Annotated in this window: 21 protein-coding genes; 8 read left to right on the top strand and 13 right to left on the bottom strand. The window is 72.7% G+C overall.

From position 1 onward, the window contains the following. Positions 1–90: 90 nt before the first annotated feature. Complete coding sequence (locus J3486_RS11345; RefSeq protein ID WP_207820083.1) at positions 91–279, bottom strand: DUF5703 family protein; 189 nt, start codon at positions 277–279, stop codon at positions 91–93. 47 nt (positions 280–326) lie between these two features. Here J3486_RS11345 and J3486_RS11340 point away from each other — a divergent pair, with 47 nt between their 5' ends. Then, complete coding sequence (locus tag J3486_RS11340; RefSeq protein WP_207820082.1) at positions 327–1,004, top strand: hypothetical protein; 678 nt, start codon at positions 327–329, stop codon at positions 1,002–1,004. Between the two features lie 414 nt (positions 1,005–1,418). Here the strand turns inward: J3486_RS11340 and J3486_RS11335 are convergent, their stop codons facing one another. Continuing rightward, on the bottom strand, positions 1,419–3,629 hold the full coding sequence (locus J3486_RS11335; RefSeq protein WP_307804778.1) for an ATP-dependent RecD-like DNA helicase: 2,211 nt from the start codon (positions 3,627–3,629) through the stop codon (positions 1,419–1,421). Then, a complete protein-coding gene (locus J3486_RS11330; RefSeq protein WP_207820081.1) occupies positions 3,626–4,609 on the bottom strand; it encodes an aldo/keto reductase in 984 nt (327 codons plus the stop codon). The genes J3486_RS11335 and J3486_RS11330 overlap by 4 nt, the downstream gene beginning before the upstream one ends. A 144-nt stretch (positions 4,610–4,753) precedes the next feature. Here J3486_RS11330 and J3486_RS11325 point away from each other — a divergent pair, with 144 nt between their 5' ends. After that, entirely contained in the window at positions 4,754–5,818 is a 1,065-nt protein-coding gene (locus tag J3486_RS11325; protein WP_207820080.1) for an LLM class F420-dependent oxidoreductase, read from the top strand. Between the two features lie 282 nt (positions 5,819–6,100). After that, positions 6,101–6,889, top strand: coding sequence for a ferritin-like domain-containing protein (locus J3486_RS11320; RefSeq protein WP_207820286.1), 789 nt, complete (start codon positions 6,101–6,103; stop codon positions 6,887–6,889). A 16-nt stretch (positions 6,890–6,905) separates the two neighbouring features. On the opposite strand, the gene corA is transcribed toward J3486_RS11320, so the two are convergent. Next, positions 6,906–7,913: a magnesium/cobalt transporter CorA gene (gene corA / locus J3486_RS11315; protein ID WP_207820285.1), complete on the bottom strand. Its 1,008-nt coding sequence runs from the start codon at positions 7,911–7,913 to the stop codon at positions 6,906–6,908. 62 nt (positions 7,914–7,975) lie between these two features. Between corA and J3486_RS11310 the strand changes: the two genes are divergently transcribed. The 5 genes from J3486_RS11310 (at position 7,976) to mshC (ending at position 12,005) form a co-directional block, all read left to right on the top strand. Then, positions 7,976–8,662, top strand: a complete 687-nt coding sequence (locus tag J3486_RS11310) for a histidine phosphatase family protein (RefSeq protein ID WP_207820079.1) — start codon at positions 7,976–7,978, stop codon at positions 8,660–8,662. A 108-nt stretch (positions 8,663–8,770) separates the two neighbouring features. Further along, on the top strand, positions 8,771–9,361 hold the full coding sequence (locus J3486_RS11305; RefSeq protein ID WP_207820078.1) for a DUF3090 domain-containing protein: 591 nt from the start codon (positions 8,771–8,773) through the stop codon (positions 9,359–9,361). Further along, entirely contained in the window at positions 9,325–10,164 is an 840-nt protein-coding gene (locus J3486_RS11300; protein ID WP_207820077.1) for an SCO1664 family protein, read from the top strand. Before J3486_RS11305 ends, J3486_RS11300 begins: the two co-directional genes overlap by 37 nt. A 69-nt stretch (positions 10,165–10,233) precedes the next feature. Next, positions 10,234–10,671: an SRPBCC domain-containing protein gene (locus J3486_RS11295; RefSeq protein ID WP_207820076.1), complete on the top strand. Its 438-nt coding sequence runs from the start codon at positions 10,234–10,236 to the stop codon at positions 10,669–10,671. Positions 10,672–10,775: 104 nt separating this feature from the next. Then, on the top strand, positions 10,776–12,005 hold the full coding sequence (gene mshC, locus J3486_RS11290) for a cysteine--1-D-myo-inosityl 2-amino-2-deoxy-alpha-D-glucopyranoside ligase (protein WP_207820075.1): 1,230 nt from the start codon (positions 10,776–10,778) through the stop codon (positions 12,003–12,005). Positions 12,006–12,130: 125 nt separating this feature from the next. Here the strand turns inward: mshC and J3486_RS11285 are convergent, their stop codons facing one another. From J3486_RS11285 to J3486_RS11245, 9 genes are all read right to left on the bottom strand, one after another. Next, the gene (locus J3486_RS11285; RefSeq protein WP_207820074.1) at positions 12,131–12,760 is read right to left on the bottom strand and encodes a hypothetical protein; all 630 of its coding nucleotides are present in this window, start codon (positions 12,758–12,760) and stop codon (positions 12,131–12,133) included. Between the two features lie 38 nt (positions 12,761–12,798). Then, on the bottom strand, positions 12,799–14,538 hold the full coding sequence (locus tag J3486_RS11280) for a S8 family peptidase (protein WP_207820073.1): 1,740 nt from the start codon (positions 14,536–14,538) through the stop codon (positions 12,799–12,801). A gap of 316 nt (positions 14,539–14,854) precedes the next feature. Beyond that, complete coding sequence (locus J3486_RS11275) at positions 14,855–15,826, bottom strand: PAC2 family protein (RefSeq protein WP_207820072.1); 972 nt, start codon at positions 15,824–15,826, stop codon at positions 14,855–14,857. Positions 15,827–15,969: 143 nt separating this feature from the next. Next, positions 15,970–16,641, bottom strand: coding sequence for a FadR/GntR family transcriptional regulator (locus J3486_RS11270; RefSeq protein WP_207820071.1), 672 nt, complete (start codon positions 16,639–16,641; stop codon positions 15,970–15,972). 56 nt (positions 16,642–16,697) lie between these two features. Beyond that, on the bottom strand, positions 16,698–19,658 hold the full coding sequence (locus tag J3486_RS11265) for a hypothetical protein (RefSeq protein WP_207820070.1): 2,961 nt from the start codon (positions 19,656–19,658) through the stop codon (positions 16,698–16,700). Between the two features lie 151 nt (positions 19,659–19,809). After that, positions 19,810–21,063, bottom strand: a complete 1,254-nt coding sequence (locus J3486_RS11260) for an MFS transporter (protein WP_207820069.1) — start codon at positions 21,061–21,063, stop codon at positions 19,810–19,812. After that, positions 21,060–22,058 (bottom strand): aromatic ring-hydroxylating dioxygenase subunit alpha, encoded by a 999-nt coding sequence (locus J3486_RS11255; RefSeq protein WP_207820068.1) that lies wholly within the window; start codon positions 22,056–22,058, stop codon positions 21,060–21,062. Before J3486_RS11255 ends, J3486_RS11260 begins: the two co-directional genes overlap by 4 nt. Positions 22,059–22,065: 7 nt before the next feature. Next, a complete protein-coding gene (locus tag J3486_RS11250; protein ID WP_207820067.1) occupies positions 22,066–22,296 on the bottom strand; it encodes a recombinase-like helix-turn-helix domain-containing protein in 231 nt (76 codons plus the stop codon). Between the two features lie 15 nt (positions 22,297–22,311). Beyond that, positions 22,312–23,256 (bottom strand): PDR/VanB family oxidoreductase, encoded by a 945-nt coding sequence (locus J3486_RS11245; protein WP_207820066.1) that lies wholly within the window; start codon positions 23,254–23,256, stop codon positions 22,312–22,314.

Below are 23,256 nucleotides of genomic sequence, written 5' to 3'. Positions count from 1 at the left end.
GGTGCGAAACAGTACAGACAGCGCACAACGGAGCGGGCCCCGCATCAGCGGGGCCCGCTCCGTTGTGGCCTCGGACCCATCAGGTTCAGGTCACCATGTCGCCCGCATCTGGCGGATGATCCGCCTCCGCAGGCGCACGCGGCGACTGCCGTCGCGGCGCAGGCTCAATCGGTCCAACTCCCAGTGTCCGTACTCTGCATGGTCCGTCAGCAGACGCGTCGCCTCCTTGCGGGAGACCCCGCGCGGCACGTACACGTCGACAAATTCGTATTCCGGCATCGCATCTATTGTGCGGGCAGTGGCCCGGTACGGATAGCGTCTGCACTATGTCTGATGCTGCGCAGCCCACCGCTGCCGAGGTACGCGCCGCCGCCGAGGCGGTAAAGGCTGCGCTCGACCGCCACCTGGCGGCTGTCGAGCGCAGGTCGGGAGAGGACGACCCGGCCGTCTACGAAGCGTTCAACGAACTCGCCGCGGCGGCGGAGGAGTACGACGAGCTCCTCTACGACCGTTACGACGAGGTCACCCCCTTCGAGATCCCCGGCGCGGACGACTCGCTGCCGCCGTACACGGGGCCGGAGGAGCCGAACGCGCTGAGCGTGCTGATCCGGCGGGACTACGCCGTGGTGGAGCCGCAGCGGCTGCTCGCCCAGGCGGGCCGGGTCGCCGACCTCGAAGCGGGACCGGAGGGGGAGAACGGCTCCGCCGCGGGTGCGGGAAGCAGCGTGCACGCCGCCCTCGGTGTGCTCTTCGGTGAGTTCGAACCGGACGAAATCGCCTCCCGGCACAAGGAGTTCGGCCTGGAGGAGGGTGACTCGACGCTCTGGGTCACGGCCGCCGACGAACCGGCCGAACCGGGCGAGTGGCTGGAGGCACCGTTCGACCAGGCCGACCCGCAGAGAGTGGTCTGCCGCTTCGACGTGAGCGCGGTCTTCGACGACGAGCTTGACCTGGAGGACGACCCCGACCCGTCCGACGACCCCTTGCAAGAAGCCGACCACTAACCCCTCCACCTCGCCTCATCCGCCGCCATGGGCGCGCCGCCCCGGCCTTGGGCGTGCCGCCCCGGCCTTGGGCGTGCCACCGCCGCCTTGGGCAATCTGCCGCCATGGGCGGCAGGGTGGGCAAGGCGGCGCCCCGGCGCGGGGTGAGCGCTCCAAGCCGGCGTCCAGCTCGGTCCCGGGTGCTTTGTTGCCGGGCGCGGGCCCGGTGGGGGCTGGTCGCGCAGTTCCTCGCGCCCCTGGCGGGGCACGGCCTCGGCCGGTCGCGTCATGGCCGGGTGCGGCTCCGGTGGGGGCTGGTCGCGCAGTTCCTCGCGCCCCTGGCGGGGCACGACCGCCGCCCGTCGGTCGTGCCCGCGTGGGCGGAGCCGCCGATCGACGCGTTCCCGCGCCCCGTGACGGGGCGCGGGGGCATCCCTACGCCCCGGGCACCTGAGCCCGGACCAGTCGCTGCAAGCGCGTCGTACGTGGCTTCGCCGGCACCTCCGCCACGGCCCGCGGCAACGCCGCATCGACCCCGTGCACCACGGACAGATGCCGCACCCCACGCCCGAACGCCGTGTACACCCAGGGCCGGCTCAACCCCGCCACCGCGTCGCCGGGCAACACCACGACCGCCGCGGGCCACCGCACCCCGACGGCCTGATGCCCGGTGACCGCCCACCCGTGCCGCACGGTCCGCTCGACCTGCTCCTTCGGCACGAGCACGGGCTCCCCGGCACAGTCCAGCCGCAGCCCTTCCGCATCGGCCCCGACGACCCGCCCGGGCCGGATCCGCCCCGGCGCGGGCACATGCACCACCCGGTCCCCGGGATCGAACCCGCCGAACCGCCCAGGCCCCGGATTCAGCCGCTCCTTCAGCGCCGTGTTGAGCGCCCGCGTGCCCGCCGCGCCACCGTGCCCCGGAGTGATCACCTGCGTGTCCTCGGGGGGCACCCCGATGGCCCGCGGCACCGAGTCCGCGACGAGCTGCACGGTGCGGTGGATCGCCTCGGCGCCGTCCCGCACCGGCACGATCACGACCTCCTTGCCGGGCGCCTCCACCTGGTTCAGCTCCCCGATCCCGATCCCCGAGACCAGCTCGCCGATCGGCCCGAAGTCCGGCGTACGGGAGGCGACGCGCGGGCAGATCCCGGCGGCCAGCAGATCGGCGAACACCCGCCCGGGCCCGGCCGACCAGAGCACCCCCGGATCGCCGCTGAGCAGCAGACCGGTGCCATCGGCGAGCAGCTCCACGAGCATCGCGGCGCCGTCCACGTCCAGCTGCGGCGCGTCCAGGACCACCAGCAGGTCCAGCGCGAGCGCCCCGTCGGTGTCCCGGCCGGGCCCCTGCGTCTGGGTGAGCAGCCCCTCGACGGTGGCGGTGGCCGTCTCCGGCGCCTCCGCGCCGAGCGCCTCGGCCGCCCGGCGCCGCCCGTCCGCACTGTGCGCGGCGACGCAGACCCGCAGCCCGAGCCCGGCCCCGGCGGCCGCCACGGCGATCGGCTCCGCGCGGGCGGCTTCGCCGCCCGTGTGCAGCACGAGCCGGTGCGCGGCGACGGCCCGGATCAGCTCGGCCGTGGTGCCCTTCTCGGACGCGGCGGCCTCCTCCCAGCCGGCCCCCTCCGCACCGCCCTCCTTGGGGGCGGAGTTGACGATCCGGGCGAGGCCGTCGGCGAGACTCTCCTCGGCGAGTGCGTACTGCTCAAGTCCGACGAGCACCCGCACCGGACGCTCGACCTCTGCCTCGTCCTCGGAGTCGCCCTCGTCGCCGTCCGCCGCCACCGGCTCGGGCGCGTCGTCCAGCGCGTCCTGGAACAGGATCGCGTCGCCCTCAGCGGCGGCGCTCTGCACGGCGGCGTCCGGATCGGGCACGCCGCGCTTGCCGAGCGCCTCGGCGAGCACCGGGAGATCGAGCGCCGTGTGCCCGGCGACCGCGGCCTGTGCGAGCAGCCACACGGTGACCGCGCGGCCCCGCCGCTCGTCCTGCGGGCCGCACTCGGCGCCGAGCAGCGCCCGCGCGAACCCGTCGGCCTGCTCCGGGCGCACCCCGCTCACCCGCAGCAGCTGCCAGGGGTCCTCGCGCAGCACGTCGTCGGCGTCCTCGCCCAGCGTCGCGGCGGCCGCACCGGCCAGCGTCTCGGGTGCCCCGCCCTCGGCGAGCACGGCCCGCACCGCGGCCACCGCCCCGGCGTCAGGCCCCGCGTCCGCGACGGGCGCCACGGGCTGTGATCTGCGCACCGGCTCGGGCGTGACGACCCGGCGCGGCTCGGGCTCCGGCTCCGCGAACGCGGCGGCGACCGGCTTCTCGCCGCTCTCCACGGCACGTACGGCGGCGAGCAGATCGGCGGCCGTCCCGCTCAGCTTGGCGCCGGCGTCGATCGGCCCCTCCTTGGCGGCCTTGCGCTCCGCGATGCGCTCCCGCAGCTCCCGCTGCGCGGCCAGCTCGGCCTCCGCCTCGGACAGCTCGGCCGCACCCTCGCCGTCCTTGCCGCCCTCGGCCTCTTCCGTGCCGTCCCCGGCCTCGTCGGACGCCTCGGAGCCGGATGCTTCGACGGAGGTCTCCGTCGCGCTCTCCGGCTCCGTGTCCGGCCCGGCGTCGGGGCCCGGCCCTGACTCGTTCTCCGCGGCGGCGGACTCCGTACTCACAACGTGCTCCAGTCCTGATCGGGATAGCGGTGCACGGGCGCCGACACATCGTCGAGCGCCTGGCAGATCTCGTCAGGAAGACTAAGGGCCTCCACTGACAATGCGGCCGTGAGCTGCTGCGCGTTGCGCGCGCCGACGATCGGCGCGGCCACTCCCGGCCGGTCCCTGACCCAGGCGAGGGCCACCTGGAGCGGGGTCACCGCGAGCCCGTCCGCCGCTATGGAGACCGCGTCCACGATGTGCCCGGCCGCCTCGTCCAGGTACGGCGCGACGAACGGCGCCATGTGGTCGGAGCCGCCGCGGGAGTCCGCGGGCGTGCCGCTGCGGTACTTGCCCGTCAGCACCCCGCGCCCGAGCGGTGACGACGGCAGCAGCCCGATGCCCAGGTCGATGGCGGCGGGCAGCACCTCCCGCTCCACGCCGCGCTGGAGCAGCGAGTACTCCATCTGCGTACTGGCGAGACGGGTGCGCGCGCCCGGCGCCGCGAGCTGCCAGGTGCCCGCCTTGGCCAGCTGCCACCCGCAGAAGTTCGAGACGCCCGCATAGCGTGCCCGTCCGCTGCTGACGGCGATGTCGAGGGCCTGGAGCGTCTCGTCGAGCGGGGTCTGCGTGTCGTACGCGTGCACCTGCCACAGGTCGACGTAGTCGGTGCCGAGCCGGGCCAGCGAGGCGTCGAGCGCGGAGAGCAGATGGCCGCGCGAGCCGTCGAAGCGCCGGTCCGGGTCGGGCACGCTGCCCGCCTTCGTGGAGATGACCAGGTCCCGGCGCGGGACCAGGCCCTCGATGAGCCGGCCGAGCAGATACTCCGACTCCCCGTCCCCGTACACGTCGGCCGTGTCGACGAGCGAGCCGCCCGCCTCCCAGAAGACCTTCAACAGGTCGGCGGCGTCGTGCTCGTCCGTGTCCCGGCCCCAGGTGAGGGTGCCGAGCCCGATCCGGGACACACGCAGGCCGGTACGGCCGAGATGCCTCTGCTCCATGGGCGCTGAGATTACTGGCCGAAGGTCAGGATGTGGGGCCCTGTGGATATCTCTCGCCCGGCCCTCCGCGTTAGGGTGCCGGGCAAGAGGTGTTACCGATGGGTAATCCACCGGTTCCCGCACGCGGTCAAGGGGATGTGGTCAATGAAGCTCGGCATCAATCTCGGTTACTGGGGTCTCGGCATGGACACCGACAACCTCGCCGTCGCGAAGGAGGCCGACCAGCTCGGCTACGCGGTCTGCTGGGCGGCCGAGGCCTACGGTTCCGACACGGTGACCGTCCTGTCCTACGTCGCCGCGCAGACCGAGCGCATCGACGTCGGCTCGGCCATCATGCAGATCCCGGCCCGCCAGCCCACGATGACGGCGATGACCGCCGCGACCCTCGACACCCTCTCCGGCGGCCGCTTCCGGCTCGGCCTCGGTGTCTCGGGCCCGCAGGTCTCCGAGGGCTGGTACGGCGTCAAGTTCGACAAGCCGCTGGCCCGCACGCGCGAGTACGTCGAGATCGTCCGCAAGGCGATGAGCCGCGAGCGGGTGTCCTACGAAGGCGCGCACTGGACCCTGCCGCTCCCCGAAGGGCCGGGCAAGTCCCTCAAGCTGACCGTGCACCCCAAGCGCGAGCACATTCCGCTCTACATCGCCGCGATCGGCCCCAAGAACCTGGAGCAGACCGGTGAGATCGCCGACGGCGCCCTGCTGATCTTCCCGGCCGCCGAGCACATCGAGGACACCGCGATCTCGTACCTGCGGACGGGCCGCGAGAAGGCCGGCAAGACCATGGAGGGCTTCGACGTCTGCCCGACCGTGCCGATCGCCGTGGGCCCCAAGAGTGGCGACAAGGACGTCACCACGCTCGCCGACGGTTTCCGGCCGTACACCGCGCTGTACGTCGGCGGCATGGGCAGCGCCAAGCAGAACTTCTACAACCAGCTGGCGCAGCGCATGGGCTACGAGAAGGAGGCCGCCGAGATCCAGGCCAAGTACCTCTCCGGCGACAAGGACGGCGCGGCCGCCGCCGTCCCGCACCAGCTCATCGACTCGACCACGCTGCTCGGCTCCGTGGACCGTATCGCCGACCGGATGAAGGCCTACGCCGAGGCCGGTGTCACCACGCTGACGCTGTCTCCCGCGGGCTTCACGCTGGACGAGCGGCTGGCCTCGCTGCGGGCCGGCGTCGAGGCCCTGGAGCGGGCCGGACTGGCGTAGGGACCGGCTGGGGGGGCGACGCGAGAGGCGTCGGGAGAGGCTTCGGGAGAGCTGAGGAAGTCTGCGGCCGTGGTGGGGGCTCGGGGGGTCTTCCCCGCCACGGCCGTCACGGAGAACAACGCGCCATCGGGCGCACGGTTACGCCTCCGTTCCGGGGCACGGATCCTCCTTTCGGCCGAGTTGTCGGTCATACCTGTTGCTCGCCACCGCGCGCCGCAATTGACTCGTTCTTTGCGAACCCTGAGTCGCGGACCCGCGCGTGGAGGCATGGAGGTACCACCGATGCTGTCGGCCAAGAGTCTTTTCCAGGAGATCCTCGACAACGACGATTCGTTCCGGCTGTTCTGCTCGATCGCGGCCAGCGGCGAGTCCCAGGGCGGCTGGGAGAACGGGCGGATCGCCGCGCTCGTCCCCGAGAGCGAGCGCGCGCTCGCGCCGAAGGTGGCCCGGCACGGCGCCGACGAGGACAAACACGGGCGCATCTTCAACGCCCTCATGAAGAAGCGCGGCCTGGAACCGGTGCCGGTCCCGCACGAGGCCGACTACACGATGCTCCTGGAGAAGCACGGCATCGGACTCGCCCACGAGCAGCTCAAGCGCGACGAGCCGCTCTCGGTGCGGGACATCGTCACGTACCTCGCGCACAGCCGCGTCACCGAACAGCGCGCCTCCGAGCAGATGGAACTGCTGCGCAAGCACTTCTCCGGCCACCCCGACATCGGCCGCGCGGTCAAGATGATCTCCCACGACGAGGACAACCACCTCGCCTACTGCCACGAGGAGTTGCTCCGCTTCGCCTATGCGGGCCACGGCCGCACGATCCAGCGCATCCTGCGGGAGTGCGCGCTCGCGGAGATCGCCGTCTACCGGGACGTGAGCCTGGCCGTCATGGACCACATGGGCCGCATCCTCGGCTGGTCGAAGGCGAAGGCGGGCGTGCTCGCCGCCGGGATCCACGCCGTGTACGCGTACGAACGCCTCGGCGGTTGGCGGCGGATGGTCTCCCTGGAGATGCCCCGGCGGCGCGACGCGCTCGGCGGTCCTGCGACCACCTCCGTCGAGTTCGCGTGACGGCCGGGGAGCCTGCCTAGAGCCAGCCGCGCCGCTTGAACGTCCGGTACAGCAGCAGCTCCAGGACCGCCATGAGCACGATCACCGCCGGGTACGACCACAACCAGTGCAGCTCCGGCATGTGGTCGAAGTTCATGCCGTAGACGCCCGCGATCATCGTGGGCACCGCGGCCATGGCGGCCCACGCGGAGATCTTCCGCATGTCGTCGTTCTGCCGCACGCTCATCTGCGCGAGATGCGCGGACAGGATGTCCGTCACCAGGCGGTCCAGGCCGTCCACCGACTCGTTCACCCGCGTCAGATGGTCGTGGACGTCGCGGAAGAACGGCTGGGCGTCGCCGTCCACGAACGGCACCGCCGCCGGGAACGGGCCGATCCCCGCCAGCCGGGCCATCGGCAGCGCCAACGGTCCCGTGGCGCGCCGGAACTCCAGGATCTGCCGCTTGAAGTTGTAGATCCGCGACGCCGTGTCCCGCGAACCCCCGCCGTCCGGCGAGAAGACCTCCGCCTCCAGCTCCTCCAGGTCCGTCTGCAACTCGGTCGCGACGTCCAGGTAGTGGTCCACGGCGGCGTCCGAGATCGCGTACAGGACCGCGGTGGGCCCGTGCCGCAGGAACTCCGGGTCCTTCTCCAGCCGCTGCCGTACGGCTGTCAGGGGCGCCCCCTCGCCGTGCCGCACGGTCACCACGAACGAGTCGCCCAGGAACAGCATCACCTCGCCCGAGGAGACCCGGTCGCTCTTCGGCTCGTACACGACCGGCTTGAGGACGACGAACAGCGAGTCGTCGTAGACCTCCAGCTTCGGCCTCTGGTGCGCGTTGAGAGCGTCCTCGACGGCCAGCGGATGCAGCCCGAACTCCTGGGTGACCCGGTCGAACTCGGTCTCCGTGGCCTCGTGCAGCCCGATCCACACGAAGGCGTCGTGCGACGCCCGCGCCTCGTCGAGGGCGCCGGAGATGTCAGCGAAGTCCTCCGGGCCCTGGGTGCGGCACCCGTCGCGGTAGACGGCGCAGTCGACGATCATGCCGGACATTCTTCCCAGGGGAGCGATCGGTCGCACATCCGGGTGCGCCTAGGCTGGCTCGTATGCCCACGCTGATCCTCGTCCGGCACGGACGTTCCACCGCCAACACCGCGGGACTGCTCGCCGGGTGGACCCCCGGCGTGGCCCTCGACGAGCGCGGCACCGCACAGGCCGCCACGCTCCCGGCACGCCTGGAGGGCCTGCCCATCGCCGAGATCGTCAGCAGTCCGCTGCAACGCTGCCAGGAGACCGTCGCGCCGCTGCTCGCCGCGCGGCCCGGACTGACCGCGCACACCGACGACCGGATCGGCGAGTGCGACTACGGGGACTGGTCCGGCCGCAAGCTTGCCGAACTCGCCGACGAACCGCTCATGCAGGTCGTGCAGCAGCATCCGACGGCCGCCGCGTTCCCCGGCGGCGAGTCCATGCGGCAGATGCAGCACCGGGCCGCTGAGGCGGTGCGGGAGTGGAACGCGCGCGTGGAGCGCGATCACGGCAGCGACGCCGTGTATGTCATGTGTTCGCACGGCGACATCATCAAGTCCCTTGTGGCGGACGCTCTCGGACTGCATCTGGACCTCTTTCAGCGCATCTCTGTAGAGCCGTGTTCCGTCACAGCGATCCGTTACACACGACTGCGCCCGTTTCTCGTACGCCTCGGCGACACAGGGGACTTCGCGTCGCTGGCGCCGCGCGAGGAGCCGCAGAGCCCGGACGCACCCGTCGGAGGCGGCGCGGGCGCACCGTGATCGTCCGCCGCAGTAGGGTGAAGCTCCCGTAAGAAGAAGTCGATCCCCAGGGATCAGCGCAGATCCCCACAGATTCCCGCAGATCCCCAGATCCCATGGAGACAGGACGTGTCCCGTCAGGTGTTCCTCTACGACCCTCCGGAGCGTTTCGTGGCCGGTACGGTCGGACTCCCCGGGCGCCGCACCTTTTTCCTGCAGGCCTCGGCAGGAACCCGGGTCACGAGCGTCGCCCTGGAGAAGACCCAGGTCGCCGCGCTCGCCGAGCGCATGGACGAGCTGCTCGACGAGGTGGTGCGGCGCAGTGGCGGCAACGCGCCGGTGCCCGCCATGGCCCCCTCCGAGATCTCCGACACCGCCCCGCTCGACGCACCGGTCGAGGAGGAGTTCCGGGTCGGCACCATGGCCCTGGCCTGGGACGGTGACGAGCAGCGCATGATCGTCGAGGCGCAGGCCCTCGTCGAACTGGACGCCGACTCGGACGAGGACCTGGCGGAAGCCGAGGAAAGGCTTCTCCAGGACGAGGAGAACGGTCCGCCGATGCTCCGCGTCCGCCTCACCGGCAGCCAGGCCCGCGCCTTCGCCAAGCGGGCCCTGGACGTCGTGAACGCGGGCCGCCCGCCGTGCCCGCTGTGCAGTCTGCCGCTCGACCCGGAGGGACACGTATGTCCGCGCCAGAACGGATACCGGCGCGGCGCGTGACCGGCCGCGACGCCCTCGACCTGCTCACCCGCGGGGAGCTGCACGTCGAGGGCCAGATCCGGGACGCCTCGAACGCCGTCCTGCTGTGCACGGTCAGGCACGAGGACCGCGAGGCGGCCTGTGTCTACAAGCCCGTACGCGGTGAGCGCCCCCTGTGGGACTTCCCCGACGGCACGCTGGCGCAGCGCGAGGTGGCCGCGTTCGAGGTCTCCGAGGCGCTCGGCTGGGGCCTGGTGCCGCCGACCGTGCTGCGCGACGGGCCGTACGGCGAGGGCATGTGCCAGCTGTGGATCGACACCCCCGAGGAGCCGGCCGACGACAGCCGGCTGCTCGCGCTCGTGGAGGGCGAGGAGCCGGGGGAGGGCTGGAAGGCCATCGGGTTCGCCGAGGTCGGCGAAGGGCGCACCGCGCTGCTCGTGCACGCCGACGACGAGCGACTGCGCCGCCTGGCCGTGCTCGACGCGGTGATCAACAACGGCGACCGCAAGGGCGGGCATCTCCTCGTCGACGCCGGGCAGCGTCTGTACGGCATCGACCACGGCGTCACCTTCAACGTCGAGGACAAGCTGCGCACCCTGCTGTGGGGCTGGGCGGGGGAGCCGCTGACCGAGGAGGCGACCGGCGCCCTCGAAGGGCTCAGGGAGCGACTGCGCGACGGCGAGGCGCTCGCGGCCCGGCTCGGTGAGCTGATCACCGCGGCCGAGCTGGACGCCGTACGGGAGCGGGTGGCGGGCCTGCTGAAGTCCGGCCGGCACCGGGAGCCGAGCGGGGAGTGGCCCGCGATCCCGTGGCCTCCCCTCTGAAGCGGCCCTGACCTGGGGCTTCATTCTGTCGAGCGGCGATTGTCAGTGGCCGGGGCTACGTTCGAGAGCATGACCAAGCTGATTGTCGAGGACCGCATCGACCGGCCCGCGAAGGACGTGTTCGAGGCCATCGTCACCGTCGAGGGCCTGTCGAGCTTCTTCGTGGCGACGACGTCCGGCCCGATGGTGCCCGGCACCACGGTGACCTGGAGTTTCCCGCACGTCGACGCCACCTTCGACGTGGCGATAGGCGAGATCGAGCCCGATCGGTTCGTCTCGTGGAGCTGGCCCGGCGGGCAGGTCACCATCGAGCTGGCCGAGACCGGCGGGGGCACCGCCCTGACGATCACGGAACAGCCCATGGGGGACGACGTCGAGGGCGCCGCCCGGGCCGCGGGGCAGACACAGGGCTGGACGTACTTCGTGTGCACCCTGCGCGCCCACCTGTTGCACGGGATACGTCACTTCGGTCTCTCCGACGGCATCCGTGCCACCGTTTCCGCGTAGCAGGAGGCGTAGCGTGCGTCCAGTGATCGCGCAAGAGCGCCTTGTCGGTCATCACACCCCGGTCCGGTTCGTATCCGGAAGCACCGTCCGGTTAGGCTCATGACATGCATGCCTGGCCCGCTTCTGAGGTCCCCGCCCTGCCTGGCAAGGGCCGCGACCTGAGGATCCACGACACCGCGACCGATGGGCTCGTCACCCTCGACCCCGGTCCCGTCGCCCGTATCTACGTCTGCGGCATCACGCCGTACGACGCGACCCACATGGGTCACGCGGCGACCTACAACGCGTTCGACCTCGTTCAGCGCGTGTGGCTCGACACCAAGCGGCAGGTTCACTACGTCCAGAACGTGACGGACGTCGACGATCCTCTCCTTGAGCGGGCCGTGCGCGACGGTATCGACTGGGAGGGCCTCGCCGAGCGCGAGACCGCCCTGTTCCGGGAGGACATGACCGCGCTGCGGATGCTCCCGCCGCAGCACTACATAGGCGCCGTCGAGGCGATACCCGGCATCGTGCCGCTCGTCGAGCGGCTCCGTGACGCGGGTGCCGCCTACGAGCTCGACGGCGACATCTACTTCTCCGTCGAGGCCGACCCGCACTTCGGTTCCGTCTCGAACCTCGACGCGGCCGCGATGCGGCTGCTCTCCGCCGAGCGCGGCGGCGACCCGGACCGCCCGGGCAAGAAGAACCCGCTCGACCCGATGCTCTGGATGGCCGCCCGCGAGGGCGAGCCGAGCTGGGACGGCGGCTCGCTGGGCCAGGGGCGCCCCGGCTGGCACATCGAGTGCGTCGCCATCGCCCTCGACCACCTCGGCATGGGCTTCGACGTCCAGGGCGGCGGCTCCGACCTCGCCTTCCCGCACCACGAGATGGGCGCCTCGCACGCCCAGGTGCTCACCGGCGAGTTCCCGATGGCCAAGGCGTACGTGCACGCCGGCATGGTGGCGCTCGACGGCGAGAAGATGTCCAAGTCCAAGGGCAACCTCGTCTTCGTGTCGCAGCTGCGCCGCGACGGCGTCGACCCGGCCGCCATCCGGCTCGCGCTGCTCGCGCACCACTACCGGGCCGACTGGGAGTGGACCGACCAGGTGCTCGCCGACGCTGTGGCCCGGCTCGGCCGCTGGCGCGCCGCCGTCTCGCGTCCCGACGGCCCGGCCGCCGAGGCGCTCGTGGAGGAGATCCGCGAGGCGCTCTCCGCGGACCTGGACGCGCCGACCGCGCTGGCCGCCGTCGACCGCTGGGCCGAGCTCCAGGCCGCCGAGGGCGGCTCCGACGAGGGCGCCCCGGGCGTCGTGTCCCGGGCCGTGGACGCCCTGCTGGGCGTGGCGCTGTAACCACCAGGACCTACCGGGACCCACCAGGACCCACCAGGACAAGGGAAAGGGGCGCTTCCTCCGTGCGGAGGAAGCGCCCCTCTCTTACGTGGTGCGGTGAGACCCGGCTCGCCGGATCCGGTGGATCAGATCTTGCGCACCTGGATGCTGCGCAGGACCTGCGGTGAGCCCGAGTCCCAGACGCCGACGACCTGGTGGCCGAACGCGAAGGCCTCTTGGACCTGGTCGTGGGTCTGGGAGTTGGGGTTGGCGAAGATCCGGAACTGGCCCTGGATGCGCAGTGCGATGATGCTGGGCTGACCGGGCAGCGGCTGCACCACGTCGATGTAGGCGTCCGCGATACCGGCCTGCAGCACCTGTTGCTGGACCTGCTGCTGGGCGTGCTGCACCGCGACCTGCGCGATCTGGTGGAGGTGCTGCTGGACCTGCTGCTCGACCTGCTGCTGGCCCTGCTGCTGGCCCTGCTGCTGCCCCATGGGCTGCTGTCCGAGCTGCTGGAGCAGGCCCTGGAACGGCTGCTGCTGGCCGAGCTGGCTCAGCTGCTCGAGCGAGCCGCCCATACCCATCGGCTGCTGCTGGCCGTAGCCCTGCTGCCCGAACGGCTGCTGCTGCTGGCCGAAGCCCTGCTGCCCGAACGGCTGCTGCTGCTGCTGGCCGAAGCCCTGCTGTCCGAACGGCTGCTGCTGGTACTGCTGATAGGGCGACGTGCTCGGGAACTGCTGCCCCTGCTGACTCATCTGGGGGGTGATGCTCATGCGGGTGCCACCTTCCATCAATGGTCGGCTGCGTTGTGTCAGCCGGTGACGACCAGGCCGACGACCTCGTCGTCGGAGAACCAGACACGTACGTCGGGCCGTCCCCCCGCGAAGGCGGAGTGCACCGCCTGGCGAATGTCGGGGGACGGGTTGTTCAGATTGCGCCAGGCGCCCGCCACGAACAGCCTGAGCCGAGGCGGGAGTTCGGGCGGATACGGGAGCAGCTCGTCCCAGTACCGCTCGGCCTGACCGGAACCGACGGTCGAGGGGAGGAGGTTGGTGACCGCTCCCCTGATGTCGGGCCGGTTGCCGATCCGCTGCGAAGCGGGCCGGCCGGGGGCGTCCTGCTGTGGTGAGCCGGTCGCCCGCAGTACCTCGCGCGCCCGCTGCGACGTCATCGGGCGCTGGCCGCCCGCCTTGAGCATGCCCTGGAGGGCGGCCAGCGCGCCGACGACCACCGGGGAGGCGGACGAGGTGCCGGAGAAAGTGTCGGTGTACCAGGCGATCTCCTCGGAGCCGCCCTGCAGATCGCCGGGCCGGTCCCAGAAGCCGCCGGTGGTGGTGACCTCGCGGCCCCAGCCCTGGGCGTCCACGCGGGCGCCGTAGTTGGAGAAGGCCAGCCGCGAGCGGTCCGGGCCGTGGTCGCGGCCGTGCGTGCCCGGCGGCGGGGCGCCCGCGCCCACGAGCACCGCGCCGGACTGGCGGTTCGATGGGTTGAACGGGTTGTGCCACCAGGCCGGGAAGCCGTCCGGGCGCCGCTCGTACACCGCGTCGTCGAGCGACTCGGCGCCGTTGCCCGCCGCGCCCACGATCACGATGCCCTTCTCGGTGGCGTACTTGATCGCCGCGTAGTCGTCGGGCCACCACTCCAGGGCGATGTAACCGCGCTGGTCGTCCCGCGCCTCGAAGTCGAACCGCGGTCCCGGCCGGTGCAGTTCGATCAGCACGATGTCTCCGGGGCCAAGACGTTCGGCCGCCGCGTGGATCGCCGCCGCCGTGCCCACGCCCTGGAAGGAGGCCGCCGCGGTGACCGCCTCCGGCGCGATGCCGGTGATCCCGTGCTCGTTGCGGTCGCCGCCGATCACCCCGAGCACCGCCGTGCCGTGGTTGCGCCACGCCACGTCCGAGATCGGTGTCCCGACGACGATGCCCGCGAGCTTCGCCGACAGGTCCTCGTGGCTGAGCTGCCAGGCGCCCTCCACGTCGATGACGGTGACGCCCTCGCCGCTGCCGCCGAGCCGCTGCCACGCCCAGAGCGCGTCGACGCCCTCGGGTGCGGGCCCCAAATAGCCCTGGCGGCCCATGAAGTCGGGCGTCGCCGCGGCCTTCTCCTTCATCCGCCGGGCCTCGTCGGAGTCCTGCTGGTAGGCGGCGGGCACCGCGCCCGGCTTCACGTACGCGGTGTCGATCTCCGGCAGCGCCGCGATCCGCGCGCGCAGCTCCTGGGCCCGCTGGCCGGCGCCGCGCACCCGGTAGAACAGCGCCAGATCCGGGTAGTCCGCCCCGGCGGCCGACGCGTCCGACGGGCTCTGCAGTCGTTCCTCACTTCCGAACAGCGGCTCCAGGGCGAGCTGTTCGTCGCCCAGGAACATGTTCAGCGCCGAGACGTCGGCGCCCGCGGCGGACCTGACGCCCTCCGCCTGTGCGCGCAGCCGGGCCTCCGGCCGCGCCAGGACGATCAGTTCCGTTTCCGCTCCGCGGTAGGTGAAACCGGCTCCGTCCGGTCCCGGCCCCGCGGCTCCCGGGCCCCGCGCCGGCTCTGCCTGCTGGTCGGTCATCGGTCCACAGCTCCCCTCGCCACATCTGGTCGTACGGGTGTGCCTGTGCCGCGCTCGTCGGGGCACACCTTGCTACGCCCGGGGCCGCACGTCCACCCCTCGTTCTCCAAATGGGTTTGAGAACAAGTTGAAAGGGGAACCCCCTGCATTCCCCATCGAAGTGGTTGTCACGCCGCAAACCGGCCAAAGGCGGAAGAGACGGATGGGGTGGGTGACACGAGTGGGGCGGGTGACATGGGTGACGCGGGTGAGACATGAGAGCGCCCCCGGTGCCGGTTGCCCGGCGCCGGGGGCGCTCACCATGACCCGCGTACGGTTACTCCTCGCCGTCCTTGTCCTCCGAATCGGAGCGCGGCGGCTTCGGCGGCCTGGTCCGGCCGCTCGGGTTGTCCCGCAGGTACGACGAGCCGTCGCCGCCGTCCGTGGCGTGGCCGCCGGGCGGCGCACCCGGCTCACGGCGCCGCAGATACCGCTCGAACTCGCGGGCGATGGCCTCGCCGGACGCCTCGGGCAGCTCGGCGGTGTCCCGGGCCTCCTCAAGGGTCTGCACGTACTCGGCGACCTCACTGTCCTCCGCCGCCAGCTGGTCCACGCCCAGCTGCCAGGCGCGCGCGTCCTCGGGCAGCTCGCCCAGCGGGATCCGCAGGTCGATCAGGTCCTCCAGGCGGTTGAGCAGCGCGAGCGTCGCCTTCGGGTTCGGCGGCTGCGACACGTAGTGCGGCACCGCCGCCCACAGCGAGACCGCCGGGACGCCCGCGTGCGTGCACGCCTCCTGGAGGATCCCGACGATGCCCGTCGGGCCCTCGTACTTGGTCTCCTCCAGGTCCATGCGCGTAGCGAGATCCGGATCGGAGGTGACGCCGCTGACCGGAACGGGACGCGTGTGCGGGGTGTCGCCGAGCAGCGCGCCGAGGACGACGACCATCTCGACGCCGAGCTCGTGCGCGAAACCGAGCAGCTCGTTGCAGAACGAGCGCCAGCGCATCGACGGCTCGATGCCCCGCACCAGGACCAGGTCGCGCGGCTTCTCGCCGCCGATCCTGACCACCGAGAGCCGGGTCGTCGGCCAGGTGATCTTGCGGACGCCGCCGTCCAGCCACACCGTGGGCCGGTTGACCTGGAAGTCGTAGTAGTCCTCGGCGTCCAGCGCGGCGAAGACCTCGCCCTTGAACTCCTTGTCGAGATGCGCGACCGCGGTGGAGGCGGCGTCGCCGGCATCGTTCCAGCCCTCGAACGCGGCCACCATGACCGGGTCGACCAGCTCGGGAACCCCCTCGAGCTCGATCACCCAGCGCCTCCTTCCGACAATGCCCTCGCGTACCTGCCCACCTTACGGCGTCCGCGGGGACCTTCCGCAGCCCCCTGGAACCCGGAGGCTGCCGGGAACACTGCCCCGACTCGGAGGGTCGCACTCCACCGACGGCACGGAGTTCACAAGGTCGAGCGCAGCCACTGCTCCACGCTCGCGATGTGCACGGTCGCCCAGGACCGGGCCGCCTCCGGGTCGCCGTCGCGCAGCGCCGCCAGGATCGCCCGGTGTTCGGTGAGGGTGCGGCTGACCGCGTCCTCCTGGGTCAGGCCGCGCCAGATCCGGGCCCGGGTGGTCGGCCCGGACAGGCCGTCGAGCAGCGAGCAGAGCACCGAGTTGCCGGCCGCCTTCACGATGCCGCGGTGGAAGTCGAGGTCGGCCGCGACCAGCTCCTCCACCGACGGCGAGGGCCCCAGATCCGCCAACTGGGCCGCCAGCTTGTCGAGTTGGTCGTCGTCGATCCGTGTCGCGGCCATCGCCGTCGCCGCGGGCTCCAGGATGCGGCGAACGGCGAGGAACTCCAGGACCGTGTCGTCGCGGTGGAAGTCGACGACGAAGCTGAGCGCCTCGAGCAGCAGTTGCGGGTCCAGACTCGTGACGTACGTGCCGTCGCCCTGCCGTACGTCGAGGATGCGGATCAGCGACAGGGCGCGCACCGCCTCCCGCAGGGAGTTGCGCGACAGACCGAGCTCGGCGGCCAGTTCGCTCTCCTTCGGGAGCCGGTCCCCGGGTCGCAGCGCGCCGGAGACGATCATTTCCTTGATCTTCTCGATGGCTTCGTCGGTGACGGCCATGGCAGCCCCCTCTGCTCGTCCCTCGGAGAGCCCAGTCCTCCGATGTCTCGGAGCCATTATGTGCGTACGGGAGGGGCCGTCGCTGCCGGGTCGTCCGTATCCGTGAACGCGGCCAGGCGGCGGCGCAGGCGCAGATGCCGGAATTCGTACCGACCGCCCGACTGGCGCAGTACTCCACGCCGGTGGGCCTCGTCGAGAAAGGCCATCAGCCGCCAGGGCATCCGCCCGGTGACCGCCAGCCAGGCGCGGGCCACGAGCAGCCGGCCCCAGGCGCCTAGGACCAGGGGCGCGGCGGCGAGCGGGATCCACAGCTGGTTGACGGCCTGCCCGAAACCGGAGCGGCTGCCGAGGACCAGGGCCACCGGGAAGCAGACGCCCGCGGTGAGCACGGCGACGACGCCCGCCCGCGCGAACGCGGCGGTGCGGTCGGCGCGCAGCAGCGGGGCAGGACCGGGCGCGCGCAGCACGTCGGACGGGGTGGTCAGGGCCGCGTACACGGCACGGGTGAAGCCGCCGATGAGGCCGACCACGAGCCCGATCCCGGCGAAGCCCGCCAGGCACCCGCGGAACGCGGGCCACGCGCTGTCCCGGGTGAGCCAGGCGCGGACCGGGGCCGGCAGGTCCCTGCGCAGGTTCGCCGCGTACACCGGCACGTCGCGGCCGGAGGCGCGCAGCGTGAGCGAGACCGTGCCGTGGGACGACCGGAACGCGGTGCGGGTGGAGACGAACGGGGTGCAGTCACCGTCGCCCGGGATCCACAGGTCGCATTCGGGCGGTGTGACGCCCTCGGGGTACGCCAGCGGGGGACCGCCGTCCCGCGGTGCCAGGAGGCGGCCCTCGACCGGTGTGACCGACACGGCGGTGCGCACCGGGCCGTCGCCGGTGCGCCGTTCGTCGAGGTACCAGGGCCCGTACCGGTCGCCGGCCCGCGCCGTGCCGGGCTGTTCGGCGCGCACCACGGTGACCGCACCCGCCACGCATCCGGCGACCCCGCCGCAGACGAGCCCCGCGAGCGTGCAGGCCGCCAGGCCCTCGGCGAGGCCGCGCGCGAAGCGCCGCCCGAGGCCGCGGGAACCGGCGACGGCGGCCGGCGCGTGCAGGGCCGGGAGGCGCCGCGCCGCCATCAGCAGGGGGGGTCCGGAGAGTGTGAGCAGGGTCGCGGCGATCGCCTGCCAGGAGTCCAGCGCGTGCGCCCCGTCGAGCGCGGCGAGCGCCCCCGCCCCCGCCAGGACCAGCAGAGCCCCGGCGCCCGCCACCCGGACCCTGTTGCCGGTCCTGGCCGACCACGGCAGGCCGAGGGGCACGGGGTGCCGGGCGACGCCCGCCACGCCGAAGACCAGGGCGAGCGCCGTCGTGTACCAGAAACCGCTGCACAGATCGGCGAACCAGCTGTCGGAGTAGTCGCCCGTACGCTGCCCGAACCGCAGGTCGTTCGAGGCGGCGAATCCCGCGCCCAGGACGACGCTCGCGGCGAGAGCCGCCCCCGTGCGCCGCAGCAGCGGGCGGGGCCGCGCGGCGTCCCGCGCCGTGCGGGGCAGCACGAACGCCAGGCCGAACGCGAGGCCGAGGACATGCCCGGCGAGCTGCGCCGCGTGCGACGCCGCGTCCTGCGACTCGCTCGCGCTGCCGTGCGCGTCGAACAGCACCGAGGGCGAGGTCACCGCCCACACCGCGAGCAGCGCGAGGGCGGCGGACGCCACGGCCCGCACCGCCGGTGGCACCGCCCGCTGGAGCTCCCACCAGGCGACGCCCTGCGTGCCGCGCCGCCGGGACTCCCGCGCGAGCCAGCCCAGCCAGCGCCGCGCCTGCGCCCCGCTCCACCGCCCGTCCGCGACGTCGTCGTCCCCGAACGCGGCCGGGACGAACCGCTCCAGGAGGTGCTCCTCGACGGCCTGCGGCGTGGCGAACCGTATGGGGTCGAGGAGCTCGGCCGGATCGCGGCGCCGGTCCGCGTACACGGCGCGGGCCAGCGACACCATCAGCGGGGTGTCGAGGGCCTGGGCGAGCGGCGGCGCCGGCTCGGCACGGAGCCGGTCGAGCACGGGCGTCCACGCGGTACGGCCCCCGGGCAGCGGCGGCGCGGTCCGCTCCAGGTACGACCGGGCCCGGCCGGGGTCGAGGGGCAGCAGGCGGACGACCTCGGCGGCGGTCAGCACGTCGCCCTCGCGCACCGCGCGCCGCCACGCGTGACCGCGGCTGGTGAGCAACAGGCCGTCGGGGGCGCCGAGTTCGGCGTTGATCCGGCGCACCGCGGGCCCGTGCAGGGCGGGCGGCAGCTCGTCGAAGCCGTCCAGGACGGGCAGCACCAGATGGGCGGCGATCAGCGCCTCGGCGAGCGTGCCGTGCATGGGGTCGGGCGTGGCGAGCGAGCGGTGGTCGGCGACGAGCCGCTCCACCAGCCACGCCCGCAGCCCGACGCGCCCGGGGTCCCAGCCCGCCAACGGGAAGATCACCGGCACCGGTTCCCCGGGCGCGCGCACCGCGAGCAGTTCCAGCGTGAACCGCAGCGCGAGCACGCTCTTGCCCGAGCCGGGACCGCCGAGCACCACGAGCCGGCGCCGGGGCAGCGCAGCGAACGCCGCGCCGATGGTGCGTCCCGCGGCGTCGTGCGGCCCGGGGATGGGCCCGGCCGGATGGATGTTCTCCGGGTGGTCGGCGAGGGCGCGCTCGGCGGGTCGCCACCGTACGTCGAGGGGTTCGGGGTCCCACAGCGCGTGCACCAGCGCCTCGGCGGACCACTGCTCGCGCACCGCCTCGGCGAGCGCGTCGGCGGCCTGCCGCCGGTCGGGCCCCGCGGGCCGCGCCACCGGGTCGGCGTCGGCCCGCAGTACGTCGAGGACGAGCCCGGCGACGGACACGAGCGCCGACACGGCCGACACCACGAACGCCGCCCGCGCCGCGGGCGGGCCCCCGAGCAGCCCCGGCCCGAACACCGCCGCCACCATGGCGAGCGTCACCGCGCTCGCGCAGAGACCCAGCCGTCGGCGCGTGCGCGCCGTGTGCCATCCGGCCCTCATCGTGTGCTCCCCGTGCCGTGCCGAGTCACCCGTTGTAGCGCCCGTACGGCCCGCACGGCGGGGAACCGGGCAGGCCGAGGGGGCGTACGGGAGCGCTGTCGGCGCACGTGAACGGGGTGCGGGGCGTGAACGGGAGCCGGGCGGGGCGGGGTCAGCCGACCGGGCTGCTCGCCGCCCCCGACCGCTCCGGCGCCGCGACCGTGGACAGGTCACGGACCGGCCGCACCAGCAGCCACACCCCGCACACCAGCGTCACGGCCTGCGCCCCCGCGAGGAGCGCGAACCCGGCGCCGAAGCCGTGTCCGCCGCTCGCCGCGATGGCGACGCCCATCAGGGTCGGCATGAACGCGGAGACGAGGTTGCCGACCCCGTTGACCACGCCGTACGCGCTGCCCACGAACCGGGCCGGCGCGCAGTGCTGGACGAGCGTGGGGATCGCCGGACCCTGAAGGCCCCAGAAGCCGCCGGCGAGGATCAGGCCGACCGCGACCGTCACGTCGCTGTGCGCGCCCGCCACCACGAGCACGCAGACCGCGGTGCCCGCGGAGCCCACCACGAACGGCAGCGCGAGCAGCCGTCGCGGCAGCCGGTCCAGCAGGAAGCCGCCGAGGAACCCGGAGACCAGCGACATCAGGAACGGCATCGAGGACACCGCGCCCATCGCCGTCAGCGAGAAGTGCCGCTCCTGGAGCAGGAACGACGGCAGCCAGGCGCTCGAACCCCACAGATACGCCAGGGTGGCGATCTCGACGAGGAGGATCGGTGCCAGACGCGGCATCCGCAGGGCGCCCTTGAGTGTCGTGCCGAAGCCGGTGCGCTCGCGCGCGGCCCCACCACGTCCTCGTACGAACAGGGCGATCAGCGGAAGACCGACCACCGCGTTCAGCGCGGCCAGCGCGAGGAACGACGTGTGCCAGTCGTAGTGGTAGACGAGGTACGTGATGAGCGGCAGACCGGCGGCGGTGCCCAGCGAGACGCCCATCGAGCTGACCGCGTTGGGGCGGCCCGCTTCGTGCGGGGCGAAGTGCTCGCGCACGTACATCGTCTTGAGGGAGAACAGCGGCCCCTCGGCGCCGCCGAGCAGGGCGCGCAGCACCGTGAGGGTGAGCGCGCCCAGCGCGTACGGGGACAGCAGCGTCATCACCGACCACAGGGCGACGCTGAGGAACAGGCCGCGCCGCGCGCCGAGTCGCGTCTCGTAGAGCGGGGTGAGGAAGAACGCGGCGATGCCGTAGCCGACGAGGAACACCGTCGACAGGGCGCCCTGCGCGACCCGGTCGCCGGTGATGCCGAAGTGGTCGGTGAACGCCTCGTCGGTGATGAGGACGGAGACGTTCACCCGGTCCACGTAGCTGATCAGGACGATGACCAGCAGGCTGATGACGCCTGCCCAGCGGGCCTTCATGCGGTGGCCTGCTCCTCGGCGCCCGCGCGGTACAGGCGGCGCAGCCGGACCACGCCCAGGTCGTGCTGGTACAGGTTCTCCTTCTGGTCGGCGTCGGACGGCATCGCCTCCAGCATCACCCGGTCCTGCTCCAGGACCTCCCAGTGCCGCTTCTCGATCAGCGTCCTGTAGAGGAACCGCCAGGTGTCGCGCTGCCAGCCCTGGACGCGGCGGTAGCGCCAGAAGAAGACGGCGCACTTCTCGCCGTCGACCGGGCGGACCATGCCGACGATGCCGAACGGGCCACCGGGGCCGGCGGACGGCGGGTACGGGATGGACAGGTCGACCCAGTCGACGCCCGTGCGGCACAGCTCGACCCAGTCGAAGTTGACGCCCCGCTGGTCGGTCTTCTCGAAGAAGTAGCCGCGGTCGGTCTCGCGGATGCGGAACTTGGCGGTGGTGTCACCGTCGAACATCGTGTGCGAGTCGTGGTGCAGGAACGCGCCGTGCATCGGGTCGAGGAGGTTCTCGACGGCGTACCGCCACGGCACGTTCCACTCGGCGTAGCAGAGGATCGCCTCGACGTCGGGGTCGGTGAGCGGCTCGGGGAGGGTCAGCTCGACCGGCTTCGGGGCCTGTTCGGACGGGAAGTAGGCGAGGACGCCGCCGGACACCTCCCGCACGGGCAGCGAGGTGACGAGCTGCTTGCCCTCCAGGTTGCAGCCGGGCAGCCCGGGCACGGAGGAGACCGTGCCGTCCGTCTCGACCTCGACGCCGTGGTACCAGCAGGCCACCCGGTCGCCCAGGTGCTTGCCCAGCGAGAGCGGGGCGCCGCGGTGCGGGCAGCGGTCGGCGAGCATGCTGAGGGTGCCGTCGGAGCGGCGCAGCAGCAGCCACTGCTCGCCGAGGACGGTGACCTTGCGCATCGCGCCGGGCGCGACGAACGAGGACGGGACGACCGGGTGCCACTGGCCGCGCAGGCCGGTCGCGTAGATCTCGTCAGCGGTCAGGGTCATGGTGGTGTCACGCTCCCAGTCGGTGCATCTCGGCGCGGAAGGAGTCCTCGGTCCAGGCGGCACCGTCCGGCGCGTGGACCTGACGGGTGTTCAGCCCCCGTACGACGTCGGCCAGTTCGTGGCCTTCCTCGGTGAAGACCTCTTCGAGGGTGGCGGCCAGCTTGAGCTCGTACGGCGACGGCTCGCGCGTCCGGGACTGGTGGATCTCCAGGTACGGCCAGTCGGTCTCGGTGCTCATGTGTGTCTCCAGGGGTTACAGGTCGAGGACGAGCCGGGAGCCGGCGGCGCAGCGCGAGACGCAGATCATCATCGAGGCGTTCGCGGTGTGCTCGGCTTCCGAGAGCAGGAAGTCGCGGTGGTCGGGGGTGCCGTCGACGACCCGGGTCTCGCAGGAGCCGCAGATGCCGTCGCGGCAGGAGCTGGAGACGGTCAGGCCCGCCTGCTCGGCGGCCTCCAGGATCGAGGTGTCGGCGCCGACGGTGAGGGTGAGCCCGGAGGTGCGGCATTCGACCTCGAACTCCCCGTCGTCGTCGGCCCGTTCGACGACCGGCGCGGCGAACCGCTCCACCCGCAGGCGGTCGCCGGGGCACGCGGCCTCCACGGCGGCGAGCAGCGGCTCGGGCCCGCAGCAGTACACGAGGGTGTCGTCGGACAGTCCTTCGAGGGCCGCCGCGAGGTCGATGTGGCCCAGCTCGTCCTGCGGTACGAGCGTCACGTCGCCGCCCAGCGCGGCCAGTTCGTCGGTGAAGGCCATGGAGGCCCGCCCGCGTCCGCCGTACACCAGGCGCCAGCGCGCCCCGCTCCGGGCGGCCTCACGGGCCATCGCGAGGATCGGCGTGATGCCGATGCCGCCCGCGACGAACACGTACGCCGCGGACTGCTCCAGGGCGAAGTGGTTGCGCGGCTCGGACACGGTGATCCGCTGCCCGGGGCGCAGGGCGGTGTGCACATGGCGCGAACCGCCGCGCGACGACGGCTCGTTGAGGACACCGATGCGGTACGTGCACGGGGTCGCCGGGTCGCCGCACAGGCTGTACTGGCGGATCTGCCCGCCCACGTGGACGTCGATGTGGGCGCCCGGCGCCCAGGCCGGCAGCGGCTTGCCGTCGGGATGGGTGAGCTCGACGGACAGGACGCCGTCGGCCTCCCAGGTCATCCGCCTGACCAGCAGCTCCAGTCGGCGCTCCGACTCGGTCAT

The organism is Streptomyces sp. VRA16 Mangrove soil (genome assembly GCF_017377775.1).
Classification (GTDB): domain Bacteria; phylum Actinomycetota; class Actinomycetes; order Streptomycetales; family Streptomycetaceae; genus Streptomyces.
This window is presented reverse-complemented; position numbering and strand designations above follow the sequence as displayed.

Excerpts from the sequence above, each read along its gene's own strand:
- J3486_RS11300 (WP_207820077.1), top strand. The coding sequence starts at position 9,325 with ATGTCCGCGCCAGAACGGATACCGGCGCGGCGCGTGACCGGCCGCGAC.
- J3486_RS11245 (WP_207820066.1), bottom strand. The coding sequence starts at position 23,256 with ATGACCGAGTCGGAGCGCCGACTGGAGCTGCTGGTCAGGCGGATGACC.
- J3486_RS11330 (WP_207820081.1), bottom strand. The coding sequence starts at position 4,609 with ATGGAGCAGAGGCATCTCGGCCGTACCGGCCTGCGTGTGTCCCGGATC.
- J3486_RS11280 (WP_207820073.1), bottom strand. The coding sequence starts at position 14,538 with ATGACCGACCAGCAGGCAGAGCCGGCGCGGGGCCCGGGAGCCGCGGGG.
- J3486_RS11250 (WP_207820067.1), bottom strand. The coding sequence starts at position 22,296 with ATGAGCACCGAGACCGACTGGCCGTACCTGGAGATCCACCAGTCCCGG.
- J3486_RS11345 (WP_207820083.1), bottom strand. The coding sequence starts at position 279 with ATGCCGGAATACGAATTTGTCGACGTGTACGTGCCGCGCGGGGTCTCC.
- J3486_RS11340 (WP_207820082.1), top strand. The coding sequence starts at position 327 with ATGTCTGATGCTGCGCAGCCCACCGCTGCCGAGGTACGCGCCGCCGCC.
- corA (WP_207820285.1), bottom strand. The coding sequence starts at position 7,913 with ATGATCGTCGACTGCGCCGTCTACCGCGACGGGTGCCGCACCCAGGGC.
- J3486_RS11260 (WP_207820069.1), bottom strand. The coding sequence starts at position 21,063 with ATGAAGGCCCGCTGGGCAGGCGTCATCAGCCTGCTGGTCATCGTCCTG.
- J3486_RS11295 (WP_207820076.1), top strand. The coding sequence starts at position 10,234 with ATGACCAAGCTGATTGTCGAGGACCGCATCGACCGGCCCGCGAAGGAC.
- J3486_RS11255 (WP_207820068.1), bottom strand. The coding sequence starts at position 22,058 with ATGACCCTGACCGCTGACGAGATCTACGCGACCGGCCTGCGCGGCCAG.
- J3486_RS11320 (WP_207820286.1), top strand. The coding sequence starts at position 6,101 with ATGCTGTCGGCCAAGAGTCTTTTCCAGGAGATCCTCGACAACGACGAT.
- mshC (WP_207820075.1), top strand. The coding sequence starts at position 10,776 with ATGCATGCCTGGCCCGCTTCTGAGGTCCCCGCCCTGCCTGGCAAGGGC.
- J3486_RS11325 (WP_207820080.1), top strand. The coding sequence starts at position 4,754 with ATGAAGCTCGGCATCAATCTCGGTTACTGGGGTCTCGGCATGGACACC.
- J3486_RS11310 (WP_207820079.1), top strand. The coding sequence starts at position 7,976 with ATGCCCACGCTGATCCTCGTCCGGCACGGACGTTCCACCGCCAACACC.
- J3486_RS11285 (WP_207820074.1), bottom strand. The coding sequence starts at position 12,760 with ATGAGCATCACCCCCCAGATGAGTCAGCAGGGGCAGCAGTTCCCGAGC.
- J3486_RS11270 (WP_207820071.1), bottom strand. The coding sequence starts at position 16,641 with ATGGCCGTCACCGACGAAGCCATCGAGAAGATCAAGGAAATGATCGTC.
- J3486_RS11265 (WP_207820070.1), bottom strand. The coding sequence starts at position 19,658 with ATGAGGGCCGGATGGCACACGGCGCGCACGCGCCGACGGCTGGGTCTC.